This is a genomic window from Pseudoalteromonas ostreae, assembly GCF_018069805.1.
GTDB lineage: Bacteria > Pseudomonadota > Gammaproteobacteria > Enterobacterales > Alteromonadaceae > Pseudoalteromonas > Pseudoalteromonas ostreae.
In genome coordinates this window covers 12517-39191 of record NZ_JAGPYN010000002.1, presented here as the reverse complement: position 1 = coordinate 39191, position 26675 = coordinate 12517, and the positions used below count along the sequence as shown (strand labels likewise).

Below are 26675 nucleotides of genomic sequence, written 5' to 3'. Positions count from 1 at the left end.
CACAACTTACACGAGCAGATTATGAATTTACACAGCGCACAAGAAATTATTGATGACATTAAAGCCGGTAAAATGGTTATTTTAATGGATGATGAAGATAGGGAAAATGAAGGCGATTTAATTATCGCAGCCGAGCACATTAGTGCAGAAGCGATCAATTTTATGGCCACTCATGGTCGAGGCTTAATTTGCCTAACCATGACTCAAGAGCGCTGTGAGCAACTTGATTTACCATTAATGGTAAAAAACAATGGTGCGGCATTTTCAACTAACTTTACGATGTCCATTGAAGCATCGAAAGGTGTGACTACGGGGATTTCGGCCGCAGATCGCGCTCGCACTGTGCAAGCTGCGATAGCCAAAGGTGCAGTACCAAGTGATATCGTTCAGCCTGGGCATATATTTCCTATCATGGCACAACCAGGTGGCGTATTAACGCGTGCCGGTCACACTGAAGCTGGTTGTGATTTAGCCCGCTTAGCCGGTTTAGAGCCTTCATCAGTCATTGTGGAAATTCTGAATGCCGATGGCACCATGGCGCGCCGTCCTGATTTAGAAGTATTTGCTGAGCAACATAATATCAAAATTGGTACAATTGCTGATTTAATTGAATACCGTAATATGAACGAAACCACCATTGAGCAAGTGGCAAAGTGTAAGTTGCCAACCGTACATGGTGAGTTTGATTTAGTTACTTATAAAGATACCATCGACGGCCAGCTGCATTATGCGCTGTTAAATGGTGAGGTTAAAACGAATGAGCCAACCTTAGTACGGGTTCATTTAAAAAGTACCTTTAATGATATTTTGTTATCTGATCGTAATGCCGATAGAAGCTGGGGCTTGTCAGATGCGATGGCTTATATTGCAAAGCATCAAGGTGTGTTAGTTATTCTTGGTAAGCAAGAATGCACCGAAGAACTAGAAGCGACAGTCAAAGCGTTTGCGGCAGAAGATGCAGGTGAGACGGTAGCGCATCGTAAATTCCAAGGTACTTCACGTACAGTGGGCGTAGGATCACAAATTTTAGCTGACTTGGGCATTGAAAAAATGCGTTTGATGAGCTTGCCTAAAAAGTACCATGCGTTATCGGGCTTTCACCTAGAAGTGATTGACTACGTTGAGCCGCAATAAGCACAACGCTTAAACTAGGCTATTTTTTTATTTATATGGTATGATGCGCAGCAATTTTTGCGCAATCGCAACCGCTTGAACTTATTTTTTAGGGTTATCGAATGAAAATTATTGAAGGTAATAAATACGCTCCTGGCAAAAAATTCGCTATTGTTATTTCTCGTTTTAATGACTTTATAGGTAGCAGCCTTTTAGCGGGTGCTGTTGATGAATTGAAACGTACTGGTGGTGTATCTGATGATGATATTACTGTAGTTTATGTACCTGGTGCGGTCGAGTTACCTTTAGCGGCAAAACGCGTTGCAGCAAAAAAAGAGTATGATGCAATCATCGCTTTAGGCGTAGTGATCAGAGGTGGTACACCACATTTTGATCTTGTCGCGGGCGAATCAAATAAAGGCTTAGCGCAAGTGTCGCTTGAGTACGATATCCCAGTTGCATTTGGCGTATTAACCACAGAAAGCATTGAGCAAGCGATTGAACGCGCGGGCACTAAAATGGGCAACAAAGGCGGCGAAGCTGCTTTGGGCGCACTTGAAATGGTTAATGTGTTAGATAAAATTTAAGTTTAAGGAATTTTTGTGAAACCAGCAGCAAGACGTAAAGCACGTATCTTAGCACTTCAAGCCGTTTATTCTTGGCAATTAAGCGGCAATGCAATTGCCGATATAGAACAACAAATGTTGATCGAAAATGATGTGACTAAAATTGATGTTGAATACTTTAAAGATCTTTCACGTGGTGTTGCTATAAATCATAAGCAACTAGACGAAGCCGTATCGCCACACTTAACTCGTCCATTTGATGAGCTAGATATGGTTGAAAAAGCGATTTTACGTTTAAGCAGCTATGAGCTGAAATTCCGTGAAGATGTACCTTATAAAGTTGCTATCAACGAAGGTATTGAGCTTGCTAAAATATTTGGCGCTGAAGACAGCCATAAATTTGTTAATGGTGTACTTGATAAAGCGGTAAAGCATTTACGTAAGTAATGCGACCGTAAAAGGAGAGCCGGCATAGGCCGGCTTTTTTGTGTATGAAGGAATTTGAATTAATAAATCGCTATTTTAAAGGTCGTGGCATAACCCGTCGCGATGTTAATTTAGGGATTGGCGACGATTGTGCATTGGTTACTGTTCCCGAAAATTGTCAGTTAGCGATTACCACCGATACATTGGTCGCAGGCGTACACTTTTTTGATGACATTGAACCGCGTGCATTAGGGCATCGTGCTCTTGCTGTAAACTTAAGTGATTTAGCTGCTATGGGGGCTGAGCCTACGTGGGTTTCGGTTGCCTTAACGTTGCCAAATATTGATGTTGAGTGGCTAGAAGAATTCACCGAAGGCATGCATGAAATCGCAGAATATTTTAATGTGCAAATTATTGGTGGCGATACCACGCAAGGGCCGTTAACTATCACTATTTGTGCGAAAGGTACGGTGCCTGCAGGTAAAGCTCTGCGCCGTAGCGGTGCGAAAGTAGGTGACTGGGTTTATGTCACTGGGCCGCTTGGCGATGCCGGACTTGCGATTGAAGCACGTAAGCAAGATATTAAGATTGATCCAGAGCACTTAAGGTACGTTAATCAACGATTTGATTACCCAACTCCGCGTGTTGCTGCGGGGCAAGTATTACGCGGTTTAGCATCATCAGCGATTGATATATCAGATGGTCTATTGGCAGATCTTGGGCATATTCTAGCTCTGTCGCAAGTTAGCGCGTGTATTGATGTGAATAAAATACCAACCTCGGATGCATTGCGTGCTACTTTAGAACGAGATCAACAACTGCCGTTTATCCTTAATTATGGCGATGACTATGAGTTGTTATTTACGGTAACTGATAGCCATAAAAATATGCTGGAAATGAAATTGCGCCAGTATGGTGTTGATGCAGCCTGCATTGGACAAATAAAAAGTGGTGAAGGCGAAGTTGAGCTGATGCTCGATGGCGAAAAATTAGCATATGATGATGCTGGTTTTGAACACTTCACCAAGGAGTCGGTTTGAATAAACCTGCATTATTTAATTTAAAGCGCCCTCATCAATTTTTTGGTTTGGGCTTTGGTCTAGGGTTAGCGCCTAAAGCACCGGGTACGTTTGGTACTTTAGCTGCGCTACCGTTTATTTTTACCACTATGTATTTTCCGCTATGGTTACAAATTGTTTTTGCGGTGGTTATTAGTATTTTTGGGATCTGGGCATGTGGTAAAACCGCAGATGATCTAGGCGTACATGATCATCCCGCGATTGTATGGGATGAAGTTGCCGGATTTTACATTACTATGATCGGAGCGGCATTAAGTTGGCAGTCTCTGTTAGTGGGTTTTTTATTATTTCGTTTTTTTGATATCGCTAAGCCAGGTCCTATTCGCTTTCTTGATAAGCGGGTTCATGGTGGTGTAGGTATTATGGCGGATGATGTTTTAGCTGGTATATTTTCATTAATTTGTGTTCAGGCATTGTTTAAAATGGGCTATTTACCCTTTTAACCTTAGTTTTGCAACGAGGTATTGACGTTATGATGCGGTTTTTATTGGTTATTATTATGCTGTTCTGCAGTATGCCAAGCAAGGCGTCAATTACCGACTATGTTGTAAAACAATGGAATATGCAAAATGGCTTACCATCGCAGTCACTTAAAAGTGTCGTGCAAGATAAGCAAGGTTATATGTGGCTGGGCACTCAGTTTGGCCTTAGTCGCTTTGATGGCAATACATTCACTAATTACAACACCTTAAATAGTCATTTTTTACCTAGTAACGGCATTAATAAATTACTAGTCGATAGCGAAGGCTATTTATGGATTGGTACTAAAGATGGTATTGTGGTCATCGATCCCACCACTATGGCAGCGCAAGAGTTTAGTGTAAAAGGCCCTGTACGCGATGTTATCGAAGATGCGAAAGGCAGTATTTGGATAGCAGCGAATGGCCTGTACTTTGTATCTCGCAATCAGATCAATGTCAGCGCAGTGCATGACTTACTAGTCCCTGTAATGAGTGCCAGTTCAGTAAAGCAGATTGTTGGTACTGTCAGTCAGCTGGCATTATCGCCAGAAGGGATCTGGCTGGTGAATGAACGATACTTGCTACGGTTAACTAATTCCTCCTCTGATTTTGCAAAATTACGCTTAGAACTAACTGCTAAGGTATCTATACCTGAGCGTTTAGCACAAACGATTATTCACGATTTAGCATGGTTGGAAGGCAACTTATATTTAGCGTCAGAGCTCGGTGCTTACTTTTTAGATTTAGATGACGAGTTAAGGCCCTTTCCACTGCCCAATGCGAATAACTCAGCGGTTTATAAATTTATGAGTGACTCAAATGGAGCACTGTGGATTTCGACCTATGGGCGCTTACTGTTTCGAGACAACTCCGGCGATTGGCAATGGGTTGAACCGAGCCAACTTGACCAAAGTATTTGGTTTGCTGATTTATATCGCGATAATGATAATAATATTTGGCTTGCGAGTTTTAGTGAAGGATTATGGCTTGCGCACGAAGGCCGAATAGAACGTCACTCAGCTATATCACAAATGACCGAAGCGGTTATGGCCATTAGCCAAGCGCCCGATGGGCGATTGTGGGTCGCTAACCGCAGTGGTGTAGGCTACTTTGATTTAGATAAAAACTTTATCAATCAAATCCCAAGTAATCAATACGGACGTGCAGCCGTGCATGATTTACAGTTTGATGGCTCACGTTTATATATCGCCACTGGACGTGGTGTGTATATTTATGAAAACAATACCTTGTTCACTGTCCCTGGACGCGCCTTAAAAGATAACCCAGTGTTTGCGATCAGTCGCTCCAGCAAAGGAGGCTTCTGGCTTGGTACTGGCCGGGGTATGTACCGGCTTAGCTACGGTGGTTTAACCCCATTCGCTTATAACGCATTTTTAGGCAGTAAGTTTATTACTTATGTTGTTGATGAGGCTAATTTTGGTTTAATTGGTACAAGTAAAGGCGCTTACTACTTTACTGATCGTGGTATTGAAAAAATTGGCGATCAAACCAGCCTTGAAAGTGCTTATGTTACTAGCATCTTAAACATTGATGGGGTCGGTATTTTAATCGGCTCATTAAATGATGGTTTATTTTATCGAAGCACACAAGGACATTGGCGTCAGTTAGATGCCACCAATGGCTTACCTTATGGTTCTATTTTTAGTTTACGTTATGATGAAAAGCTCAAACGTATTTGGGTTAGTACCATGAAAGGTGTCTACCGAATGCCGGTTGAGCAGTTTACTAACGATATTGAAAGCTTAAAAGTGGAGCAAGTTATTTCGTCATACGATCGCCAACTTGACGGTAAGGCCAGTCAATGTTGTACCGGCCTTGGCCATGACGCTGTGGCGGAGTTAGGTAATTCAATGTGGTATCCGAGCCTGCAAGGTGTGGTGGAGATCCCGAAAGATATTGAGCTATTTGGCGTTAAACGATTGCAACCAAAGGTTGAGAGTTTAAATACCGAGATACGTAAACTTGCAACAGCTGCATTAGGGCGTAACCCGGAATTAGAAATCGATGAGCGTGATATCACCCTAAAATACACCGCGATAGATTATTATGCGCCGACCAGTATTGAGTTTCGCTATCGTTTAACTGGTTTAGATAACGATTGGCGTTATGCTAATACTCGCCGTGAAGCTATATATACCAATTTACCGCCTGGTGCATTTTTGTTTCAACTTGAAGCTAAACGACAAGGTGAGGGCTGGCAGAAGGCGCAACGTACGGAATATTCATTTGTGGTGCCAAGACGGTTTGATGAAACAATTTATTTTAGACTGCTTATCACCAGTAGTTTTATTTTATTATTTTATTTGGTGTTTTGGGTATTTAGAAAGCAAGAACGCCGTAAGCAAACCGCGCTTGAAAGTCTGATCACTGAACGTACAGGTGAGTTGCGCCACGCTAATGATAAGCTAAACCAAGTCAACTCACAGCTAAAGCTTATGAGCCACTCAGATGAACTTACAGGGCTTCGAAGCCGTCGATTCTTATTTGATCAACTACCAAAAGATATTGAGCACTTTCAGCGTAACTCGCAATCATTACAAGCGCAGGGAAAATCCTTGGTGTTGTTAATTATTAATTTTGATAATTTTAGCCGCATTAATGATGCTTATGGACCGATTGGTGGTGATAGTTGTTTGCAACAAATGGCTGCGTTGCTTAACTCTCGTACGCAAGGATCTGATTATGTTGCCCGTTGGAGTGGTGATGAGTTCTTGTTACTGCTACGTGACTTTAAACGCACTGCAATCGATAGTTATGTTGCACAGCTGTGTAAAGCCATCGCTGATCACACATTTAAGTTGCCCAGTGGTGACAGTATAAATTTGACAGCATCGATTGGCTTTTCATTTTACCCATTACCATTATTAGGTGGTCAGGTTATTGGTTGGGAAACCTCTGTCAACTTGGCGGATATCGCGCTACATCAAGTTAAAAAGCGCGGTGGCGATGGTGTTGCAAATATCACCTTTGATGAACAGTTAGATGCCTTTGAATTTGAGCAAACCAATAATGTTGAGCAACAACTGAGTGTATTACAAACTAATGGTTTAGCAGATATCATAGTGTGGATGCGCTAATTAAAATATCCTAACGTATAACGTTAAGGCGTTGGGAGGCCAACTAAAGGCTATTAAGTTTATGTCCTTAATAGTTAGTGGTTTAACAGATCGTAGCGAACACATGGAACTTCAAAGAAGTACACCTCATGTTTTTAGGATAGTGTAGCATTTTGTGTAGATACTTAAATATTGACATAAAGTGTTCTCAGAGCCTTCTATAACAGAGATGAAAGCAATTATTCAAAAGAGAGTTACAGTTCAAAGTAGGTGCTCAGTGTTAAGCTTTTTTATTGCTTAAAAACAAACCCAACATCACGGTTGGGTTTGTTTATTTTGGTATGCATATTTTAAATTAATAATTTAAAAATAGTATTCCAGCGTTACAGAGCCATAATCTTCATTTCTAATACCATAAAGTGGCATAGTCGGATTATCGGTTGTAAAGAGTCGTACGTCTAAAGTGAGCTTCCATGATTCACCCAAACGGCGGCTACCTTCTATAAACGCACTCTTTGAACTCGATTCGGTTAAGTCTTGTGTATAGCCAATTAATAACTGTGAACTTTGTACGTCATTGAACGCCAATCGTGCACCCACGAAAATATCATTTTGTAAAGGTGATAGTGAGCGTTCATTTCGTGAATTGCGGTTATACTCCATAAGTAAGCCAAGGTCGGTGATGTCTACGAAGCCAACCATGGTGTATTCAAACCCAGCGGTAAATGCACCAAAGTTGCCAATCGAATCGTCGCGGGCGATGGCTTCTATTTTCCATAGCCAATCACCGATCGTAGCTTGAGCATCGACGCCAAATTGTTGCATTTGATCGTATAAAGGAATGCCCGACAGTTGGTGAAGATTATTTTCTAGCGGTTGGTACACCATGTGTGGATCACGATTGGTGCCTTTAAACCAACTGAGACCAAAATCAAAAATATCGATTGAGTTGTTGTATCTCAAAGCATAATCAAAATGATCCTTTTTATCATTATCCTCATAAAGCGGATTGTGTGTATCAATGACTATTTGACCAGTAAGCCGCCCATCTATGCCGGGAAACGTTCTGTCACGAAAGCCAGGTAGTACAAATGCACTCAGTACACCCCAATCTCTTAAAATAGTGCCTTGTAACATGGGCTGACCTAGCTTTTCTTCTCCATCAATAGATTCGACTAGGTCAGTTTGATTGATAATATCAACCAAGTGATTGGATTCGGTCACACCCCAAAATATTTTGCCAATACCAGCGCGAAACTCCCAGCTATCACCGACATGGAGCCATAATGCTTCTCGAATATCTAGGTGGGTGCGCTCGTCGTCTAACTCGTCATAACGTGCAAACAGCTTGAAAGTGAAGCTGTTACGTCTCTCTTCATCGCTCCAGTAGAGTTCAGGCTCTGCGAGTAAAGAGGTTTGAAGCTTTTCATCGTGTGTGAAAAACCGGCTTTGTGCACCTACTTTGCCAGCAATATCGACAGCTTGAGCAAGGCAGGGTAGTGCAAATAGCGAGCATAGTAAGGTTTTTTTTAACGTATTCATATTAATTATGTCACATCCTTGAAGTCGTTTAGGTGTTAGCCTTTCACGCAGTGAAAAATATTGGTAGCGAATCCAAAGCGTGTCATGGTTAGTTTGCACTCTTTCGCTTGGTTTATTTTTTACGTGAAATAAAACGCAGCGGAATCTTTGCACCTTTTCTATCTAGAGTCAATTACCCTAATTTTTATAAAGGGCTATGAGAGTGGCTGGGTACTTATTCAACATTAAATGTAAGGAGATACAGTTTTTTATACGTGTATTGTGAGTTCACAATAGCCTAACGCGCATCCAAAAATGCTAACTAATGGTGCTGTTTTCTGCTCATTTTATTCATATAAATGCAATTTTATTTAGTTATAAACGCAGGGCAAGTTCATTTTATTTAGAGTTTAAGTAAGGCGCTGTTGTGCTTTAAAAGCTGGCGTGATTGGTCTAATTTAGTGAGTAAGTTATCAAATATGACACGGCAGATTGTCTGCTTAACACATGTGGAAAATGCAATTAACTCAACTTTTATTTTGCCTATCACTTTGAATCTATAATGAATTTGCGAGTTCGACTTTAGTATGATTTATCGTCTGTAGATGTGTTTGTCGTATTTACAATCAATAGGCGAGTAATGTAATATTTAAAAGTAACTAATAATTTAAGGAAAAGTTACGTGGATATTAACAATAAATATGAGACGGTGAATACTCATAACCTTGTTCGGATGGAACACTCTGTACTACTGATTGTTATGGCTGGGGTCGCAGCTCTTAACTACGAAAGTATAAATTGGTATTTATTTAACGCACTATTTTGGGGAATTGATCTCTTTGGATTTTACCCCGGGATGGTTTACTACAAGTATATTAACAAGAATGTACCCAAAATATTCTACGTCATTTACAACACATCACACAGTTATTTGACTTGGACCGTTTTCTCTGTTGCTTGGGTTTATTTTTACGGTTTTGATTACGTTTTATTGGCTCCATGGATGCATTTAATGGCTGATAGAGGATTGTTTGGAAATACGCTTCGCCCTTTCCATGTTGCATTCAACGTAGAGAAAAATGAGCACTTTAAAAAATTCGAAAATACACTGTATAAGTAGCTTTTTAATTACTTATGTAGCTGTATTTTAACTTTAAAATCGCAAGGTAAATTCTAAATGGAGTGGAGTGCAATGCGTGAATTTATATTAAAGAGTGGGGTCCGTCGACCCTTTGTAACACTGCTAGCAAGCTTGTTGTTTATCATTGCTACAAGTTGGGGAGCGGGCTATTTAACTTTTAAAAGTGATAGCCGGGTCTTCTTTGAAGAAAGTAACCCTCAATTACAAGCATTTGACCGAATGGAAGCCGTATATTCCCAAAGCGATAATGTCGCGTTTTTGATAGTGCCAAAGAGCGGGGATGTATTTACCAAAGAGAACCTTTCTTTAATTTACGATCTAACAGAGCAAGCTTGGCAAACGCCTTATTCAAGCCGTGTTGATTCTATTACCAACTATCAGCACACTTTTGCAACGGGTGATGATCTCATTGTTGAAGATTTGGTACTTGACCCTGAGGTACTTGACACGCAAAGAATGGAAGAAATTCGCGCTATCGCTGTCAATGAACCTTTACTTGCTAAACGCCTGATCTCTACTGAAGGCCATGTCAGCCTAGTGAATGTCACGGTACAAATGCCTGGTACTAACGCTGAGCAAGAGTTGACGGATGTGAGCACTTTTGTTCGCCAGATCCGCGATAATTTACTTGAAAAGTATCCCAATACAGAAATCCATTTAACTGGTCTTGTAATGATGGATGTGGCTTTTGCTGAAGCGGCGCTTGCAGACAACAACACTTTAATGCCGCTTATGTTTTTGGTTGTTATGGTCGCGATTGGTCTTTTACTTCGTACTATCACGGGAACTATTTCTACTTTATTAATCGCCATTGTTGCGATTGTGGTTACTTTGGGTGTGACTGGGTGGTTGGGGATTTATTTAACACCGCCCTCAGCAGCTGCACCAATTATGATTTTAACTGTGGTGGTGGCAGATTGTGTTCACATTTTAACGAACATGTTTCATGAAATGAGAAAAGGGTTTGATAAGCGACAGGCGATTTATAACAGCTTAGAACATAACTTAAAGGCTATTTTTATTACCAGTGCTACGACAGCCCTTGGCTTTTTGAGTATGAATTTCTCAGATGTCCCCCCGTTTCAAGACCTAGGTAATATGGTGGCATTTGGGGTGATGATGGCCTTTTTGTTTTCAGTGACATTGTTCCCAGCTCTGCTTGCTATTTTACCAATCAAGCCATTTAAACAAGATGTCAAAGAGCACTCAGGTTTAATGGCTGGTGTCAGTAATTTTGTGGTTAAGAACTATCGTATTTTGTTACCCAGTACATTGTTTGCAATGTTGATTATATTGTTTTTGATCCCGCGTAATGAGTTAAACGATAGATACGTGGAGTTTTTTGACGAGTCGGTTCCATTTAGAATGGCAACTGAATTAATGGGCAAGGAGCTAAGTGGTGTTGATACAATCGAGTTTTCTATTGAAACAGGCACTGCTAATGGTATCAATGACCCTAAAGTAATCGCAGCAATAGAGCACTTCAGTGAATGGCTACGTACCCTGCCTGAAGTTGATCATGTAAATACGCTCAGTGATATTTTTAAACGGCTTAACAAAAATATGCATGGGGATGACCCTGCTTGGTATAAATTACCAGAGGGTAAGGAGCTGGCAGCACAATATTTATTATTATATGAAATGTCTTTACCGGTTGGTCTGGATCTTAATAACCAAATTAATGTAGACAAGTCAAGTACTCGAGTTGTGGCAACGCTGGAAAATATGCCTACCTATGAGTTATTGGAATTAGAGGAACTGACGACAGCATGGTTTGCGACAAACTATCCTGAGTTGAAGTTAGAGGCTGCCAGTATTTCACTGATGTTTGCACATGTTAGTAAAAAGAACATTAATAGCATGCTCTTAGGTTCTGTACTGGCGCTTTTGTTGATTTCACCTATCTTAGGAATGGTGATGGGGTCGGTAAAATATGGTGTCATTAGTTTACTGCCAAATCTTCTTCCAGCCGGGGTTGCATTTGGTATTTGGGCACTGTTATCAGCGGAGGTTGGGCTTGGCTTATCGGTTGTTATTGGTATGACGTTGGGTATCGTGGTCGATGATACGGTGCACTTTATGAGTAAATACTTAACAGCGCGACGAGAGAAAAACATGTCACCGGAAGAAGCGGTGCATTATAGCTTTCAGAGTGTAGGGCCTGCATTGTGGTTTACTACGGTCGTTTTAGTTGCAGGTTTCTTGATTATGGCTTTATCGACATATCGTGTAAACGCAGACATGGGGGTGATGACCGCAATCACCATTGTGATTGCCTTGCTTGTTGATTTCTTATTATTGCCATCATTATTGATTGCAGCAGACAAAATAAGAAAAGATCCACAACCTGTTGAAGAAAATAGCGGCATAGTTACGCAAAATTAAGGAGAACACACATGTTTAAATCTATGTTATCTAAATTATTAGTCGTGGTATTACTCATCAGTGGTCAAGCTTACAGCGCGCAAAGTAATGATGTAGCTGCCCAAGAAAAAGGCTTGCGTATTGCGAAAAAAGCCAAAAAATTGGATAGTGGTTGGGGTGACTCTCAATCAGAAGTGGAAATGATTTTGCGCAATAAGCATGACCAAGAAAGCCGTCGAGCGATTCGTAGCAAAAGTTTAGAGTTGAAAGATGAAGGTGATAAAAGCTTGATTATTTTTGATGAACCGCTTGATGTAAAAGGCACTGCTTTCTTAAATTTTTCTAATCCAATTGAGCCTGACGATCAGTGGCTCTACTTACCGGCGTTAAAACGCATCAAGCGTATTTCATCACGTAATAAGTCAGGCCCTTTTATGGGCAGTGAATTTTCATACGAAGATATGTCTTCGTTTGAAGTTGAGAAATACACATATAAGTATTTACGCGATGAAACAGCTGAAGGTCGTGAGTGCTTTGTCTTAGAATATTATCCAGTAGATAAATACTCGGGCTATCCACGTCAAGTTGTTTGGTTAGATAAAGAAATGTATCAACCAATTAAAACTGAATACTACGACCGTAAAGACAGTTTATTGAAAACATTAAAGGTAACAGATTACAAGCGGTATCAGGGGAAGTTCTGGCGTCCAGATAAGTTGGAAATGACAAACCATTTAAATGGCAAAAGTACCGTGTTGTTAATGGCAAACTACCGCTTTAGCACAGGGTTAGATGAGCGAGACTTCAGTCAAAATACCTTGAAACGTTTACGATAGATAGTTAACTTTTTTACTATTAAAGGCGCCCGATCATTGGGCGCCTTTTTTATTGGAACGGCAGAATATAATGGTTTCTGTGCAACTTCTAATTTGGCCCTAGAGGAAAGCGTGCATAAATTACTTTGTTGAAGTTATTTCACCTATGGATATGAGTATAAAGCTTAAACAGGTTGATGATACTAATGCCTATAAAGCGGGGGTTTATATGGTTCTGATACCGTACTGTCATGATGTGAACGGGTACTTAAATGTGTTGCATTGACAAAAATAAATGCTCTTGAATGGTCAGATGTAGCGTAAAAGATATTAAAAGTAATATTTTTGTTAAGTTTTAGTTGCTGATTGTGTTGACATATTTATTTTACTAGTTAGAATGGGTGAAATTAAATAAAAGAAAGAATAATCTCTATAAGTTATTGTATGTTAAGTGCAATTTTTCTTGTTGTTGGTTGTTTTAGCCGACGTGCTATCTCATGGTTTGAAGCAAGGGATAGCGGTGTCACGGTCAAATAAGTTCAATTTTAATTACAAGTGTAAACAAAGTTGTTTTTTTGTTGCTTTTATTGCCGTAAAGGTTAAGTGTAAAAGATAAAGTAGAGCGGTATTGTGATTATTGTAAATGGACAACAAAAAAGCGAGATTAGTGTAAAAGATCGGGGTCTATTCTATGGTGATGGAATCTTCGAAACGATTAAAGTTAAAGGGGCAATGCCAAAGCTGTGGACCATGCACTTAGATAGGCTTGTGCATAGTTGTCATGCGTTAAAAATCGCAGTGCCCAATTTAAAGCATTTGCAAGATGATGTAGATAAAGTAATTAAAGAAACAGGTCCAAATGTAGTACTAAAAATTATTGTTACCCGTGGTATTGGTAATAGGGGCTACACATATACAGGCAATGAGCAGCCAACAGTCATCGTGATGTCGGGCCCCGAATATGTTACGAGTGAACGTGACTACCTAAATGGTGTGAAAGCAATTTTTTGTAGAACTCGGCTATCTCACAATACGAACTTGGCGGGTCTAAAACATCTCAATCGATTAGAGCAAGTAATCGCTAGGGCTGAGTGGCAAGATCCACAAATTCGAGAAGGGATTTTGTTGGATAATGACGAACTAGTCATCGAAGGCACTATGTCTAACATATTTATTGAGAAAGACGGTGTGCTTTATACACCAAAGCTTGATAAATCGGGGGTCAGTGGCGTGGCGAGGCGGAAGGTGATAGAAATACAAGAGGCAGCGAAAGCCCCTGTTTGTGTTAAAAATATCACTAAAAATGAGCTGCTTTGTGCTGATTCTGTTGCCATCAGTAACTCGTTAATGGGAGTAATGCCTTTGTCACAAATAGGCGATAAAGTATTTACCGTTAGTCCATTGATAAAAGAAATTGTTAGCAGGAATCTTCATGATTGCAACTGACAAAGTTAAAATTGACCGTATTACAACTATAAATTAAATACGAAGTAAAAGGTCAGCTAGATCATATTTATTTTACAAGATGAATACAAAAGGATAGGTATTTATACGTTTATGGAAAGCGCAAAACCAGCTTTTCTAACTAATTCCCTCCCTAATGCATTCTCTATTTATGTTTAACCATAAACTATCATTGTTGATATTTTGGAGCGAAAATGTCTTATCATGGCAATTTATCATCGATAAAAAGGATGCTTGCACAAAAAGGGGATAGACTTAGTGTCTCAAATCTAATTGATGTAGCGAGTGAACTACACGGCGACAAGAGTATATTCTTTCAGATGTCTGAAAGCTCAGCTGATACTAGTCGAGGGCTATCAGCGCAATGCTTGAGAAAAAGAGCGAATACCTACAGCAATATTCTAAAAAATAAATACCGCATAAATCGCCATGACAGAGTGGGGATCTTGTTAGATAACAGCATGGAATACCACATATGGTTTTTGGCAATAGTTCGAGCTGGCGGTATTGCTGTGCCCATGAATGGTGGCTTTGATAAGGTTGAATTAGACGAATACCTGACTCAAACCGGTGTCAACATACTTGTCACTGAATCAGCAATATGGGGTGAGAATTACCCTGCTCAGCAGGTAGAGCATTACATCAGTTTAGACGATAAAAACCTTGATGAACGTGGGTGTTATGTTGAGGATGCTGCACAAGAACAGCCTGATGAATTTGAGTGTATTAAGCTTAGTCCAGACGACGTGATACTCATCCCCCATACATCGGGTACTACTGGTATTCCTAAACCCGTCACGCACACAGACTCAACATTAGTGGCTGTTTTACTGTCAAATTCTAAAGCTATTTTTACATCAAAAGATGAGCAAGTAATGCTCGTTATGCCATGTAATCATTGGATTTCACACTGTGCTTTTTTAGTTACCCTAGTTTCATGTGATACCACTCGATGGCTAGTTAAAGATTTCTCTGCAAAGTTTGTTTTAGAGAATATTGATAAGTACAAGACTAACAATTTTATCGCTTTTGCAGGTAATTACGCAAAGATGTACAACGAAGGATTAGATAATTACCACCTTGATACGATAAAAATGTGGGTATCTGTTGCGGATGTAAGTTATGAAGTTCACCAACGTGAATTTGTACAAAAAGGTGCGTTGTTAAGAGTATTCGGCAAAGTAGTGATGAAATCTTTGTTTATTGACTTACTCGGCTCATCAGAAACAGGTGTACCAGCATTGATGAGAAGCATTTCTTCATACAGTAATCGCTTTGGTCGTTACCTTGGTCGCCCAGTGAACAATAGTTTAAAAGTTAACGTCGTTGATGAATATGGGAATGAGGTGCCTGTGAATCAGCCTGGGCGACTAGTGGTAAGCGGTCCAACCATGTTCAAAGGTTATTGGAACAATAGCGAGAAAGAGTTAGGTGTATTCCACAATGATTGGTGGTGGACAGGTGATGTGGTTTATAAAGATCGCCGAGGTCGCTTTTATCATATGGATAGAGGTGTGAATCTTATTGAGACTAGCAACGGGCCAATTTCTACCTTAGCCATGGAAGAGCAGGTGATTAAAGCTGATGGTGTTTTAAATGCTTGCGTATTAGGTATTCACCTAAATGGTGATGATAATCCAAGTGTGGCGTGTGTAATCCAATCAGACGCTAAAGAAGAAGATTACGAGTCTATTGTATCGACAATAAAGCAGTTTGATTTGGCTAAAGAGGTCAAACATTTTGTATTTACTTTAAATGAATTCCCGCGAGGATTAACAGGAAAAGTATTAAAAAGAAGCTTAAAAAGTAGTATTAGTGAGCACTTTGATCAAAATAAAAATGAAGACATTAAAAAGATCCGTGTGGTGTGATAGCACTGATCTAGCTCATATTTAGCGTAAGGGAATAACATGAAGCTAACTCATCTAAATATAAATTACTTGCTTTGGGGGAAGTTAATGAACTCCCACTCAGCAGAAATCATCCAGATCACTGGAGAAATAGATTTCGAACGTTTACAAGAAGCGATTGCAATAGCTGTAGATAAGCAGCCAATTTTAAAGTGTTGTATAAAACCACGGTTGTTTGGTTATGACTGGGAGCCACTCGTGGAAGGTACACCCATATCAGTTGAACGCTGTGATTATAGTGCTCTTTCAGAGCTTGAAATTAAAGATAAAATTGCAACTCACACCTGGTGCCGCAGAGCTGACTTTACTAAAGAGCGTTTAGTGCGGTTTTACCTCATTTACACCGGTGATGACAAATACTATCTGCAAAGCGTATCGCATCATGCATCAGCTGATGCACAATCTGGTTTTATCTTATTCAAAGATATTGCAAAAATCTACACTGGTTTAACGTATTCTCATGTTGTAGATAGAAGCGAATATAGTGTAAAACGGCGTGATGTAGGTCGCGTTTATCTTGATAAATTACCCTTTACAGAAAGGGTAAAAATATTTTGTCGAGGCATTAAAGCATTCCTCTCTAGACCTGGGTTTCAAGTGACAGGGTTAAACTTGCCAGACCCGAAAGAGGAAGCTACTCGGTCAATATACTCAGATGCTTTGCCAGATGACATGTTGGGTAAGTTAAAGAAAGCTGCAAAGCATTACAATACCTCCGTACACGTTCTATTTGTTTTGGCTATGATCAAATACCAACACAAATTTAATCATGACTGCGAACGTTTGGGGTTTCAGTTGTTAGATGTACTAACGATGCGTCAGTTTTCTGATGAAGATGTGTCGATGTCATATGACGCATTTAGTATCAATCATTTCAAAGACTTTAATACGAATAAACCTGAAATCGAGATCATCAAAGATATTACTGATTATATTACGGGCCTTAAAGACGGAAAAATCTTTGAAGACTGGTATCAACAGAAGCTTTGGGTGGGTGCGTTTTTAATTTTGCCCCCATTTTTGCGTGCCAAATATGTTCGTTCGGTGTTAGACGATAAGCTCAGAGGCAATATGTTGATCTCTAATTTAGGTGTTTTCAACTTTGACTCCTATGAGTTTGGTAACTCAGAAGTAACAGATTTTTTTAGCTTCCCCAACGTTGGTGGTCCACTGAGGCTTGGCTTCTTTTTCTGTACTTTTAGAGGCCGATTAAAGCTGACTCTTGTATACGATTCAAGGTGTTTCACAGAACCTATGAAGGAGGTTGTCGTAGAACCATTTACTGAAATACTCAATGAAATTTGCAGCGTTGTTGAACAACCAAAAACGTCAACGAGTTTGTCAAAAGAAGCGTTGTTAGAAGAGGAAGTGTAACCCTAATTGGGTGACTTGTTTTCTCATAATAATTAGTGGGTGTGCGTGGGGCGTTAACGCGAGCCGAGCACACAAGGATTGATTTACTCATTTAAAACTTAATATAGGAAAAAAAACTTATGCCGTACTTATTTCTAGGTCTAGCAATTTTGTCTGAAGTGATTGGAACTTCAGCACTTAAAATGTCTGAAGAATTTACCAAGATAGGTCCATCTATTGTCGTTGTTTTAGGCTATGGTGCTGCTTTTTACTTTTTATCTATTGCCCTTTCTTCGATTCAGGTAGGTATTGCTTATGGTATATGGGCTGGTCTTGGTATCGTATTGATCACTCTTATTGGCGCAGTGTTCTTTAAAGAGATCCCTGACCTTCCAGCTATACTGGGTTTGTTGATGATCATCACTGGAGTGATGGTTATTCACTTCTTCTCTAAAACAGCTTCTCACTAGAGCCAACTACAAACCTACAAAGGCGCATACCGAACAATTAGATTCGGTATGTCATAAAAAATTTACTTTATCGGACGCAAATCTCGAGGGTTACTTGTGCCATGACGAGTGCCTCAAGGGTCTATAAACATTTATTTGTAAGGAGAAATTATGTTTTTAAATAGGGAAAAAGTAACAACTGAACAATTAGTTCCAGAACTCGCCGCAGTATTAAAACAAAAACCGATGGCAGAGCGTGAAGCGAGTGATGGTCGTGAATTATTTCAAATCTTAAAAAACCAAGCGAACCCAGGCTTGATGGTGGGTAAAAACTTAGGTGGTTTGGGAGCGGATTTGGTGTCTGCGGTACGAATACATCGTTATGTTGGCAGCTTAAGTCCGTCGCTCGCTATTATGATGACGATGCACAACCATACAACCTACGCATTAAATAGAGCGATGGATTCATCACTGGCTATTACAGAAATGACGCTTACCAATGTTGCTAACGACAGACTGGTATTTTGCTCTGGGTTTGCAGAGGCGTGCCCTGGTGCCAATATTTTGAGTTCATCGGTAAGCGCCCAATTAAATTCAAGTGGCGACAAGTTTGTGATTACGGGTAGCAAAAAACCTTGCACTATGACTGATTTTGCTGATCTGGCATTGGTTGGTATTGCAAACCCAAATGGCTCAGGTCAAGAGTCTCGGGGCTTACTCATCGTTGATAACATGAATGCAGCGAAGATTGAAAAAGTACCTTTTTGGCCTTCTTCAATCTTAACGGCGACAAGTAGTAATGAACTTGCATTTCGAGGCTTAGAAGTTAGCAAAGACAACGTTGCATTAATGGGAATGGGTGCTGAGCCAGACAAAACAAAGCAAGCGATAGAAATTACCGAGTTGGTTGGTTTAAGTAGTTTCCAAGTTATGGTTGCAGCCTCTTACCTTGGTGTTGCATCTCGCTTAGCTGCACTTTGCTTTGAAGCAAAACATACAAATTCAACAGATATGAGCCAAATAGCCATTGAGCTTGAAACCGCAGCCCTTGCACTAGAAGGTATCGCAGCACAAATTGACTCCCAAGTACCCAGTGAAGAGTTAGTTGCCACAGCAATAGTAGTGCGCACTATGGTGTCTCAGTGCATTGAGCGTGCAAATAACCTTGCAGTTATGAGCTTGGGAGGCATGAAATATTTGAGTAATGAAGATGTTAGATATCTTTTGCAAGTAGCTAATTGTCTGAATTTCCACCCATTATCTCGTGGTGAACGTATTGACTTTATTCGCCATGTTTTATGCCATAGTCACTTATAGTTGACTGGATAGATATTCAGTAACGAGCGTTACTAGTCGAAGGCAAGCAGGCACTACTTAAAGGGTCTGTGTATGTATCAAACCGTCATTTTACATTATAGGCATGGAGGAAAAATAGTGTCATTAATTAACAGTTATCGAAAATTTCTAACGGGCAAACTTGAACTGGATATATCAATTGCCACGTGTGAATATAATAAAATCTATACCAAAGATGGGCGAGTGGTCCGTGACTATTTATCACAATACGGTGCATTGCCTTTTGGCCATAATCCAGAGTTTTGTGTTAAAGCTGTAGCAGAACACCTGCAGAATAAATCGCCCGTCTTTACCCAACCAATTTTTCAAGAAGAAACCGAGCTGTTTGCTCAAGAGCTTGTTGATGCGCTGGGTGGATGGGCTAAGCATGTCACGTTTGCTAACAGTGGTGCTGAAACGGTAGAAGTTGGTTTTAAATTAGCGCGAATTAAAACTGGTAGAAAGAAGATTTTATCAGTAGAGCGTTCATTTCACGGTAAAACATACTCCGCTTTGCTAGCAACAAATTCTCGTCGCCATAATATTGACCATTTACGTAATTCAGATGATTCATTTTTTAAATTAGCACTGAATGATTTTGATGCGTTAGAAAAAGAACTTGAAACTCAAGAGTATGCAGCGTTCATCGTCGAACCAATTCAAGGCGAAGGGGGGATGAATGTTGCAGACCCTTTATGGCTTGAACGTGCAAGAAAGCTTTGCTCCAAGACTCGTACAGTACTTATTTTTGATGAAATACAAACGGGTTTAGGGCGTACCGGCTATATGTGTGCTGCGATGGAACTAGGCATTACACCAGATATTTTATTATTAGCAAAATCGCTCAGTGGCGGTTTGATCCCAACAGGTGCTGCTATTTACTCTAACTGGGTTGCAACTCCAGAATTTGATCGAAAGCACAGTTCCACATTCGCTAACAATGGATTAGCAACTGCAGTTGGTCGTGCGGTGATCAAAGAACTACAAAAAGATGATGGGGCTGCACTTACCCACGTAAGAGAAATATCGAGTTTAGTGGATGAAGAGTGTGAGCGATTAGCTAAGCAATACCCAGGTATTTTTAGCTGTCGTGGTGCCGGTTTAATGAGAGCGCTGCAATTTAAGGATAACCAAGCCGAGACAAACTATTTTGTCACTTATATGCAGAACAGTGGTTCACTGGCGTGGTTATTCTGTAGTTATTTATTGAATGAGCACAACATGATGGTGATGCCATTGCTATCTGACAAGTGCTCAATTCGCTTTGAGCCACCACTTAATATTAGTGAACAGGACATTAAAGACTTCTTTTTAGCGGTGCAAAACGTATGCGATGTTGTGCAAAACAGTCGCTACGATATCTTATTTGCGGGCTTAATTGAAAAGCCACTATCTGACTTACCAAGTGTTGAGCAATATTATCCTGCAGCGAGAGCTGGCCAAACAGTACCAACCCACTATACAGGGACAGGTAAAAAACGCGGCAAAAAGTTTGCCTTCTTTATGCACTTTACGGTGGTTGAAGACTGTATCCGCATGATGCCTAAGAGTATGCACGTTCACTATAGTGAAAAAGAAATCCGCGAACTAGCTGAATTAATCATGGAAGTAGGGGCTGTGGATTATGCGCCAGAGGTTGCGCTTGAGTTTACCGTAAGTAATGAGCATACCTATGCTGATGGCTTGATGATAATGAGTCCGATCCAAGCGCGAGACATGATGAACTTATCGACTGCAGAAAAAGTAAACTTAATGAAGGAGTTCGTCGCTGTGGCAAAACGTGAGGACGTGGAGTTCTTCGGCTTGGGCGCATATACATCGGTAATAACACGTGGCGGTGAGCAAAACCTGAACGATATTGAAGGTTTATCTTTCACCACGGGCAATAGCTTAACGGCATTGGCAACCACGGAAACGGTCATTGAAGCTGCAAATTATCATTTAATTGGTTCAGTGATCAGTGTAATTGGTGCGCGTGGTGCAGTAGGTAAACTCATGGTAAGTGAGTTATCACATTGGTGCGATAATATTATTCTAATGGGACGCCCTGGAACTGAAAAGCGTCTACTCGTCGAGTTGGTGCCAATCCTATGTCAATTAGCGTTTAGTGCAGAGCAAAGTGCGCAGCCAGGTTCTGTCATCGATAATATTCAGGGCTATATCGACTCATGTATGCCGGAGCTCTCTAGCTACATAGGCGCGCTAAATGAAGTACCAGAGCAAGTAGTAACACAGGTTTGTGAATTGTTGTTAGCCGACGATTTAATTGTATCTATGGGATTGGGTACAAGCGATTGTTATCAATCTACATTGGAACAATCAGATTTTGTCGTATCAGCAACAAGTGAAGGTAAAGCTTTCTTAAGCACTGAGTTCTTAAAAGAAGGTGCGATTGCAGTTGATACCGCGCGTCCATTTGACTTCATTGTGACACCGGAACAAAAAGCCGAGGTGCTTGAGGGAGGGTTAGTTATTCAGCCTCAAGCCTTACGTTATGGCGACGTCAATATGGTTGGCTTACCACCGGGAATTAACCTTGCTTGTTTATCTGAAACGATTGCACTGGCAATGGAGGGCTGTGAAGGGGAATTTAGTTTTGGAAAATCAATAGCTTATTCACAAGCGCGTTTTGTGTTAGATATTGCAAGAAATCAGGGTTTTAAGCCGTTAGGTTACTCCTCCACGCCTTCTGGTAATGATTACACTGACGGCATTGAGTCAGCGGTTAGTGAGGATAAAGCGGCAGCGCTTGTCTAAAAAGCGCCTTATTTCTTATTTTAATAAATAACCTTCCTTTTTCAGGTTGTGTTTTAGGTTTAAGGAAAGACTGTGAAAATTTTGATTGTAGACAACTACGATAGTTTTACATTTAATCTCTATCAGTACATTAGTGAAGTCTTTGGTGTTTTACCGACAGTGGTAAAAAATCGAGATGAAACTGTTGATGTTGAAGAGTTTGATGCAATAGTCATCTCACCAGGTCCTGGTACACCGTATCGAGAAAGTGATACAGGGATCTGTGAAAGAATAATAAAAACAACTGATAAGCCGTTACTAGGCATCTGTTTAGGGCACCAGTCAATTGTCGCTTATATGGGCGGAAGTGTTGAGATTTCAGGGGTTCCCTACCATGGTAGAACAAGTGATATTGTACATGGTGGTAGTGGTATTTTTTCAAATTTACCAAACCCTCTGGAGATCGTGCGCTATCACTCTTTGATCGCACATCAACCATTGCCTGAGGAGCTGATAGCAACGGCCTTTACAAAAGATGGCATGATTATGGGTGTTGAGCACCGCACCCGACCTATGTGGGGGGTGCAATTTCACCCTGAATCTGTCTATACCAACTGCGGCAGGCAGATAATTGAAAACTTTAAAATGTTGGTTGATCGTTATTATATTGAGTGCAAAAAACCCGCTTTGCTTGCTGAGAAATCAGTGTTAGCAAATGAGGGAATAGGCCAAGTGCAGAAAACAGATTGGCATTGCTATTTTGAAACACTTGATGTTGATGTGAAAGCGGTTGATGTGTTTAGAACATTTTATACAAAGTCGAAGTACAGCTTTTGGTTAGATTCCAGTTCGATTAATAACGCTGAAGCACGTTTTTCATTTATGGGGGATGCCAGTGGTGCGGAGTCATTCTGGTTTGCTTATGATGTTGAAACAAAAAAAATCACTTTAGATACCCATGGGGAAAAAACCGAATTAACAAAGTGCTACCAAGACTTTGTGGCCGAGTCTTTAGCGGCCACTGTGATTGGCGCGGAAGATTTACCATTTGATTTTTGTGGTGGCTTGGTGGGTTTTCAAGGTTATGAGTTGAAGTCTGAAACGGAGTCTGTAGATAGTAAATATAGCTCAAAACACCCCGATGCTTCTGGAGTATTTGTGGATCGCTTTATTGCTTTTGATCACAAAACGGGACTTGTTTATGTTGTCGCTATTGAAAAAGATAGTGTGGTAGATAAAGCAGAGAGCGATGCACTTACTTGGTTGAAAACAACGTGTAACACCATCAAAAAGATTGAAAAAGAAGGTGTTAATACCGTTGCCAGCTCTCATGCTTTGTTGGATAAGTATAATAAATCACAGCAAAATGTTGTGTTTACTTTGGAAGACGGTGAAAAGGAATATATTGAAAAAATAGCGCATTGTAAGGAATACATCTTACAAGGTGAAAGTTATGAGATCTGCTTAACTAACCGAATACGTTCAACGCTAAATGTAGAGCCTTTTGCGCTTTACAATGTGTTAAGGCAAGTAAATCCAGCGCCCAGATCGGCCTATTTACATTGTCCTGAGTTTTCTGTTCTTTGTTCATCGCCTGAAAAGTTTGTGAGTGTTGGCAGAAATGCAGTGGTTGAAGCCAAACCTATAAAAGGCACCCGCAAACGTGGTGCGACCGAGCGAGAGGACGCAGCGTTAATACAGGATTTGGCAGAAAGCGAAAAGGATCATGCAGAAAATCTCATGATCGTCGACTTGTTGCGCAATGACTTAAACCGTGTGTGTGAAGCCGGTTCTGTTTGGGTTCCTAAAGCGATGCAAATAGAAAGTTACGCTTCCGTTCATCAGTTAGTATCAACAGTTCGTGGCAGGTTAAAAGATCAAGAAACACTTGCCAGCTTGTTTGGCGCAGTCTTTCCCCCAGGATCAATGACCGGAGCGCCTAAAACTAGAACACTTGAGATCATCGATCACCTTGAGTCGTCAGCTCGAGGTATTTATTCAGGTTCAATTGGTTATATGTCTCTCAATGGTGCCTCAGAATTAAATGTTGCGATTCGTACCTTAGTCGCAAGTGGTAACTCTATAGAGATTGGGGTTGGTGGGGCGATCACTTGGTTATCGGACCCTGAAGAAGAGTTTGAAGAAATTTTGATTAAGGGGCGCGCCTTGATGAGGGCGATCACTAAGTATGCAACTGGGGACGAAAATCGCTATCAAGTAATAGGCATTACGTCTAATGATATCGCGGATGGGTCATTGGGAGGGATAAATACACAAAGTGATAAAGAGCGACTTTGTGCTGAGGAAGAAGGGTTAGAAGCATGAATAAACATCATATAGTGTTTGGTGAATTAAATTATGCGACGGCGCGTTTAATTTTAACCTTAGTAACGGACCAATTAAGTGAGCGTATATCTATCATCATTCGACAGAGTTCGAATGAAGTGGCTTGTAAAAATGTCGTTTTTAAATGTTTAAACGAAATAGCCACCAAGAATAATGTTTTGCTCAGTACAACCGAGCTAGACAAGCTGACAGTGTATAACCACGACTGTAATGCTGGAATAAATGACGCGTTAGACGAAATAGAGCTGCAACTGACCTCGCTGGGTATTTATCATCATGAAAAAGTTCGTTGGGAAGTTGAAACACAAGTTAAAGGCAGCGCTAGTACACCGAGTTACGCAAAAATATTGAAGTACTTGCCAAGTGATGTAGATCAGCAACGTGTACAGCAAATTGATATTGCAAATATTTCAGGTCCAATTGGCCACTATCAAGACGAGCTTGATACACCTCTAAACCGTTTTATTTTCAGCTTATTAGAATATTCGGAAGAGGTAAAAGGGCGCACTGTAAAGGTGTATATTCCTAAAGATATTGAATTGGAGTTTTTGCCTTTTGAATGTTATCAGGATGAAATTTTGGGCAATGAGGTGTGTGTCAAAATAGCCAAAGATACCGTGAACGTATCTGCGCAAAAGCTGGTGTCTAAGATAGCAAATGTGCTGGCGCTAGACCTAGAGTTCGTAAATGACGCGCTCGAACAAGATGTGGATCTTATTGAATTTTTTGAGCGAGAAGAGCTTACGTTATCAACACGTAAAGACACACATAAAGATGAGGATAATACGCACTCATTTTTAAGTTCGCTTTGTATGCAAGCTAGTGGGGCGAAGACGTGGAAAGAAGATATTACCGTTGATGCTATTTTGTTTGCTCATGAAAAGAAGCATACAGAATCACTTAACTTTGCTGATAAGCTCTTAGAAATAGCTCGTACAATTAGACAAGATAAAGTAGCGATTCATCATGCGCTTGGTGATATGAAATATGGCGACTTTGAACACTCAATAAAAAATGCTGTTTCAAACGTCGTCAATCTTGATATTAAGCCAGGTACACGCGTTGGAGTCATTTCTAATGACAGTCCCTACTTCACTATTGCTGTGTTGTCTTTGATGTACTCGGGGTGTACAGCCATTATTATTAACCCATTATTAAAAGCAGAAACAATTGCCCAAGCGGTTAGGTCTGCACAGGTTGATATCGTATTTGGTGATGATGATTTTTTTGAATTAACCGGTGAGAGTGAGTACTTGCCAACAAATTTGATTTCTCTATTCGCAAATATTAGAGAAGTCGCACCAATTTGCGATGGTGCTGATGATAAAGGAGTAACACATTGGGCTCCAGCCCGAACGCGTCCATTTGATTATGCTATTGGCATGTTTTCGTCTGGTACTACTGGCTGTCCAAAACTCATCTTACATCGTCATCAAGACTTTGTTGTTGCAGCTGAGCGCTATGCCGCGCAAGTACTTAATATCAATAGTAGTGACCGCGCATTATCGGTCTCTAGAATGAGTTTTGCGTTTGGTTTGCATAACTGTTTTAACGCTTTATACAATAGCGCAACGGCGATTTTGTCACCACCTATGTTGTCCATTGATGAGATAGTTGAATCTATAAAGCTTTATAAGCCAACAATTTTTTATGCGGTGCCAACCGTATATCAATTCTTACTGACACATGAAAACATCAGTGCCAATGATTTTATTACAGTGCGTTGCTTTGTCTCTGCAGGTGATCGAATGCCTACAGAATTAAATCGAAAGTGGCAGGCAAAATTCAATGCTGTGATCCTAGATAGTTTGGGCTCTACTGAAGCATTTAGTACGTATCTCACCAACATTCCCGGTTCCAATAGAACGCTTGGGGACACAGGAAAAATTGTCCCAGGCTTTGATGCAAAGATTTTAAACGAACGGGGAATTATTTGCTCACATGGTGAGATTGGAACTTTATGGTTGAAAGGACCCACTTTACCGAGTCGGTATGAAAACAATGATGCTGAAACGGAGGCTCGGTTCAAAGATGGCTGGTATTGTACAAACGACATGTTCAAATGTGATAAGGATGCTTATTTCCGTTACATAGGTCGGGCAGATGACGTAATTAAAGTGTCAGGTCAATGGGTCTCGCCACAAGATATTGAAGATGTACTTTTAGGCCATCCTGATGTTATTGAGATAGCGGTTGTAGTAGTGGGTGATCATAAGACCACGACTAGGCCAAAAGCGTTTGTTGTGACAAAGCGACAGGACCATGAACAACTGACGAAAGAGTTAAAGGAATATGCGAAACAAAATCTTGAAAGATGGAAATATCCTCATTTATTTCAATACGCAAATAGTTTACCTAAAACGGTTACGGGGAAGCTACAGCGTTATCGGCTCAGAGGCGTTGTAAGCGAATCGGTATTGTAGTTTAAACCGGTCACTGCGGCGGCTCTTACATACCAAAAGGCAGTCGTAAAAAAGTTTTAAGTAAGTGTTTACTTACTTGAATGTATGTTAACGCTT

18 protein-coding genes are annotated in these 26675 nt (G+C 40.4%); 17 read left to right on the top strand and 1 reads right to left on the bottom strand.

Annotated elements, in window-relative coordinates:
* The first annotated feature begins 21 nt into the window (after positions 1–21).
* The 6 genes from ribBA (at position 22) to J7338_RS01380 (ending at position 6743) form a co-directional block, all read left to right on the top strand.
* Positions 22–1134, top strand: coding sequence for a bifunctional 3,4-dihydroxy-2-butanone-4-phosphate synthase/GTP cyclohydrolase II (ribBA, locus tag J7338_RS01405; RefSeq protein ID WP_210794933.1), 1113 nt, complete (start codon positions 22–24; stop codon positions 1132–1134).
* A 101-nt stretch (positions 1135–1235) separates the two neighbouring features.
* Entirely contained in the window at positions 1236–1700 is a 465-nt protein-coding gene (ribH, locus tag J7338_RS01400; protein ID WP_016708079.1) for a 6,7-dimethyl-8-ribityllumazine synthase, read from the top strand.
* A gap of 15 nt (positions 1701–1715) precedes the next feature.
* Entirely contained in the window at positions 1716–2126 is a 411-nt protein-coding gene (gene nusB, locus J7338_RS01395) for a transcription antitermination factor NusB (protein WP_210794930.1), read from the top strand.
* A gap of 44 nt (positions 2127–2170) precedes the next feature.
* Entirely contained in the window at positions 2171–3145 is a 975-nt protein-coding gene (gene thiL / locus J7338_RS01390) for a thiamine-phosphate kinase (protein WP_210794928.1), read from the top strand.
* Positions 3142–3627 (top strand): phosphatidylglycerophosphatase A family protein, encoded by a 486-nt coding sequence (locus J7338_RS01385; protein WP_210794926.1) that lies wholly within the window; start codon positions 3142–3144, stop codon positions 3625–3627. The genes thiL and J7338_RS01385 overlap by 4 nt, the downstream gene beginning before the upstream one ends.
* Positions 3628–3656: 29 nt before the next feature.
* Positions 3657–6743 (top strand): ligand-binding sensor domain-containing diguanylate cyclase, encoded by a 3087-nt coding sequence (locus J7338_RS01380; RefSeq protein ID WP_210794924.1) that lies wholly within the window; start codon positions 3657–3659, stop codon positions 6741–6743.
* A 342-nt stretch (positions 6744–7085) separates the two neighbouring features.
* Here J7338_RS01380 and J7338_RS01375 read toward each other — a convergent pair whose 3' ends face one another.
* Complete coding sequence (locus tag J7338_RS01375; protein WP_210794922.1) at positions 7086–8264, bottom strand: hypothetical protein; 1179 nt, start codon at positions 8262–8264, stop codon at positions 7086–7088.
* A 661-nt stretch (positions 8265–8925) separates the two neighbouring features.
* Between J7338_RS01375 and J7338_RS01370 the strand changes: the two genes are divergently transcribed.
* The 11 genes from J7338_RS01370 to J7338_RS01320 all read left to right on the top strand — a co-directional run bounded on the left by J7338_RS01370 (position 8926) and on the right by J7338_RS01320 (position 26579).
* Positions 8926–9363, top strand: a complete 438-nt coding sequence (locus tag J7338_RS01370) for a hypothetical protein (RefSeq protein WP_210794920.1) — start codon at positions 8926–8928, stop codon at positions 9361–9363.
* A gap of 72 nt (positions 9364–9435) precedes the next feature.
* Positions 9436–11769: an efflux RND transporter permease subunit gene (locus J7338_RS01365; protein WP_210794918.1), complete on the top strand. Its 2334-nt coding sequence runs from the start codon at positions 9436–9438 to the stop codon at positions 11767–11769.
* Positions 11770–11780: 11 nt separating this feature from the next.
* Positions 11781–12584 carry an outer membrane lipoprotein-sorting protein gene (locus J7338_RS01360; RefSeq protein WP_210794916.1) on the top strand — a complete coding sequence of 268 codons (804 nt, stop codon included), beginning with the start codon at positions 11781–11783 and terminating at the stop codon, positions 12582–12584.
* Between the two features lie 609 nt (positions 12585–13193).
* Positions 13194–14009, top strand: coding sequence for an aminodeoxychorismate lyase (gene pabC, locus J7338_RS01355; protein ID WP_210794914.1), 816 nt, complete (start codon positions 13194–13196; stop codon positions 14007–14009).
* 212 nt (positions 14010–14221) lie between these two features.
* Complete coding sequence (locus J7338_RS01350) at positions 14222–15898, top strand: class I adenylate-forming enzyme family protein (protein ID WP_210794912.1); 1677 nt, start codon at positions 14222–14224, stop codon at positions 15896–15898.
* 39 nt (positions 15899–15937) lie between these two features.
* Entirely contained in the window at positions 15938–17311 is a 1374-nt protein-coding gene (locus J7338_RS01345) for a condensation domain-containing protein (protein WP_210794910.1), read from the top strand.
* Positions 17312–17430: 119 nt separating this feature from the next.
* Entirely contained in the window at positions 17431–17760 is a 330-nt protein-coding gene (locus J7338_RS01340) for a DMT family transporter (protein ID WP_210794908.1), read from the top strand.
* 150 nt (positions 17761–17910) lie between these two features.
* A complete protein-coding gene (locus tag J7338_RS01335; RefSeq protein WP_210794907.1) occupies positions 17911–19056 on the top strand; it encodes an acyl-CoA dehydrogenase family protein in 1146 nt (381 codons plus the stop codon).
* 117 nt (positions 19057–19173) lie between these two features.
* Entirely contained in the window at positions 19174–21831 is a 2658-nt protein-coding gene (locus J7338_RS01330) for an aminotransferase class III-fold pyridoxal phosphate-dependent enzyme (RefSeq protein WP_210794904.1), read from the top strand.
* Positions 21832–21903: 72 nt separating this feature from the next.
* Positions 21904–24135 (top strand): aminodeoxychorismate synthase component I, encoded by a 2232-nt coding sequence (gene pabB / locus J7338_RS01325; protein ID WP_210794902.1) that lies wholly within the window; start codon positions 21904–21906, stop codon positions 24133–24135.
* Positions 24132–26579, top strand: a complete 2448-nt coding sequence (locus tag J7338_RS01320; protein ID WP_210794900.1) for an AMP-binding protein — start codon at positions 24132–24134, stop codon at positions 26577–26579. The genes pabB and J7338_RS01320 overlap by 4 nt, the downstream gene beginning before the upstream one ends.
* Positions 26580–26675 lie beyond the last annotated feature (96 nt).

What these genes read in the sequence shown, in the direction of transcription:
- ribBA (WP_210794933.1), top strand. Translation starts at nt 22, where the DNA reads ATGAATTTACACAGCGCACAAGAAATTATTGATGACATTAAAGCCGGT.
- ribH (WP_016708079.1), top strand. Translation starts at nt 1,236, where the DNA reads ATGAAAATTATTGAAGGTAATAAATACGCTCCTGGCAAAAAATTCGCT.
- thiL (WP_210794928.1), top strand. Translation starts at nt 2,171, where the DNA reads ATGAAGGAATTTGAATTAATAAATCGCTATTTTAAAGGTCGTGGCATA.
- J7338_RS01380 (WP_210794924.1), top strand. Translation starts at nt 3,657, where the DNA reads ATGATGCGGTTTTTATTGGTTATTATTATGCTGTTCTGCAGTATGCCA.
- J7338_RS01375 (WP_210794922.1), bottom strand. Translation starts at nt 8,264, where the DNA reads ATGAATACGTTAAAAAAAACCTTACTATGCTCGCTATTTGCACTACCC.
- J7338_RS01365 (WP_210794918.1), top strand. Translation starts at nt 9,436, where the DNA reads ATGCGTGAATTTATATTAAAGAGTGGGGTCCGTCGACCCTTTGTAACA.
- J7338_RS01360 (WP_210794916.1), top strand. Translation starts at nt 11,781, where the DNA reads ATGTTTAAATCTATGTTATCTAAATTATTAGTCGTGGTATTACTCATC.
- J7338_RS01350 (WP_210794912.1), top strand. Translation starts at nt 14,222, where the DNA reads ATGTCTTATCATGGCAATTTATCATCGATAAAAAGGATGCTTGCACAA.
- J7338_RS01345 (WP_210794910.1), top strand. Translation starts at nt 15,938, where the DNA reads ATGAAGCTAACTCATCTAAATATAAATTACTTGCTTTGGGGGAAGTTA.
- J7338_RS01340 (WP_210794908.1), top strand. Translation starts at nt 17,431, where the DNA reads ATGCCGTACTTATTTCTAGGTCTAGCAATTTTGTCTGAAGTGATTGGA.
- J7338_RS01335 (WP_210794907.1), top strand. Translation starts at nt 17,911, where the DNA reads ATGTTTTTAAATAGGGAAAAAGTAACAACTGAACAATTAGTTCCAGAA.
- J7338_RS01320 (WP_210794900.1), top strand. Translation starts at nt 24,132, where the DNA reads ATGAATAAACATCATATAGTGTTTGGTGAATTAAATTATGCGACGGCG.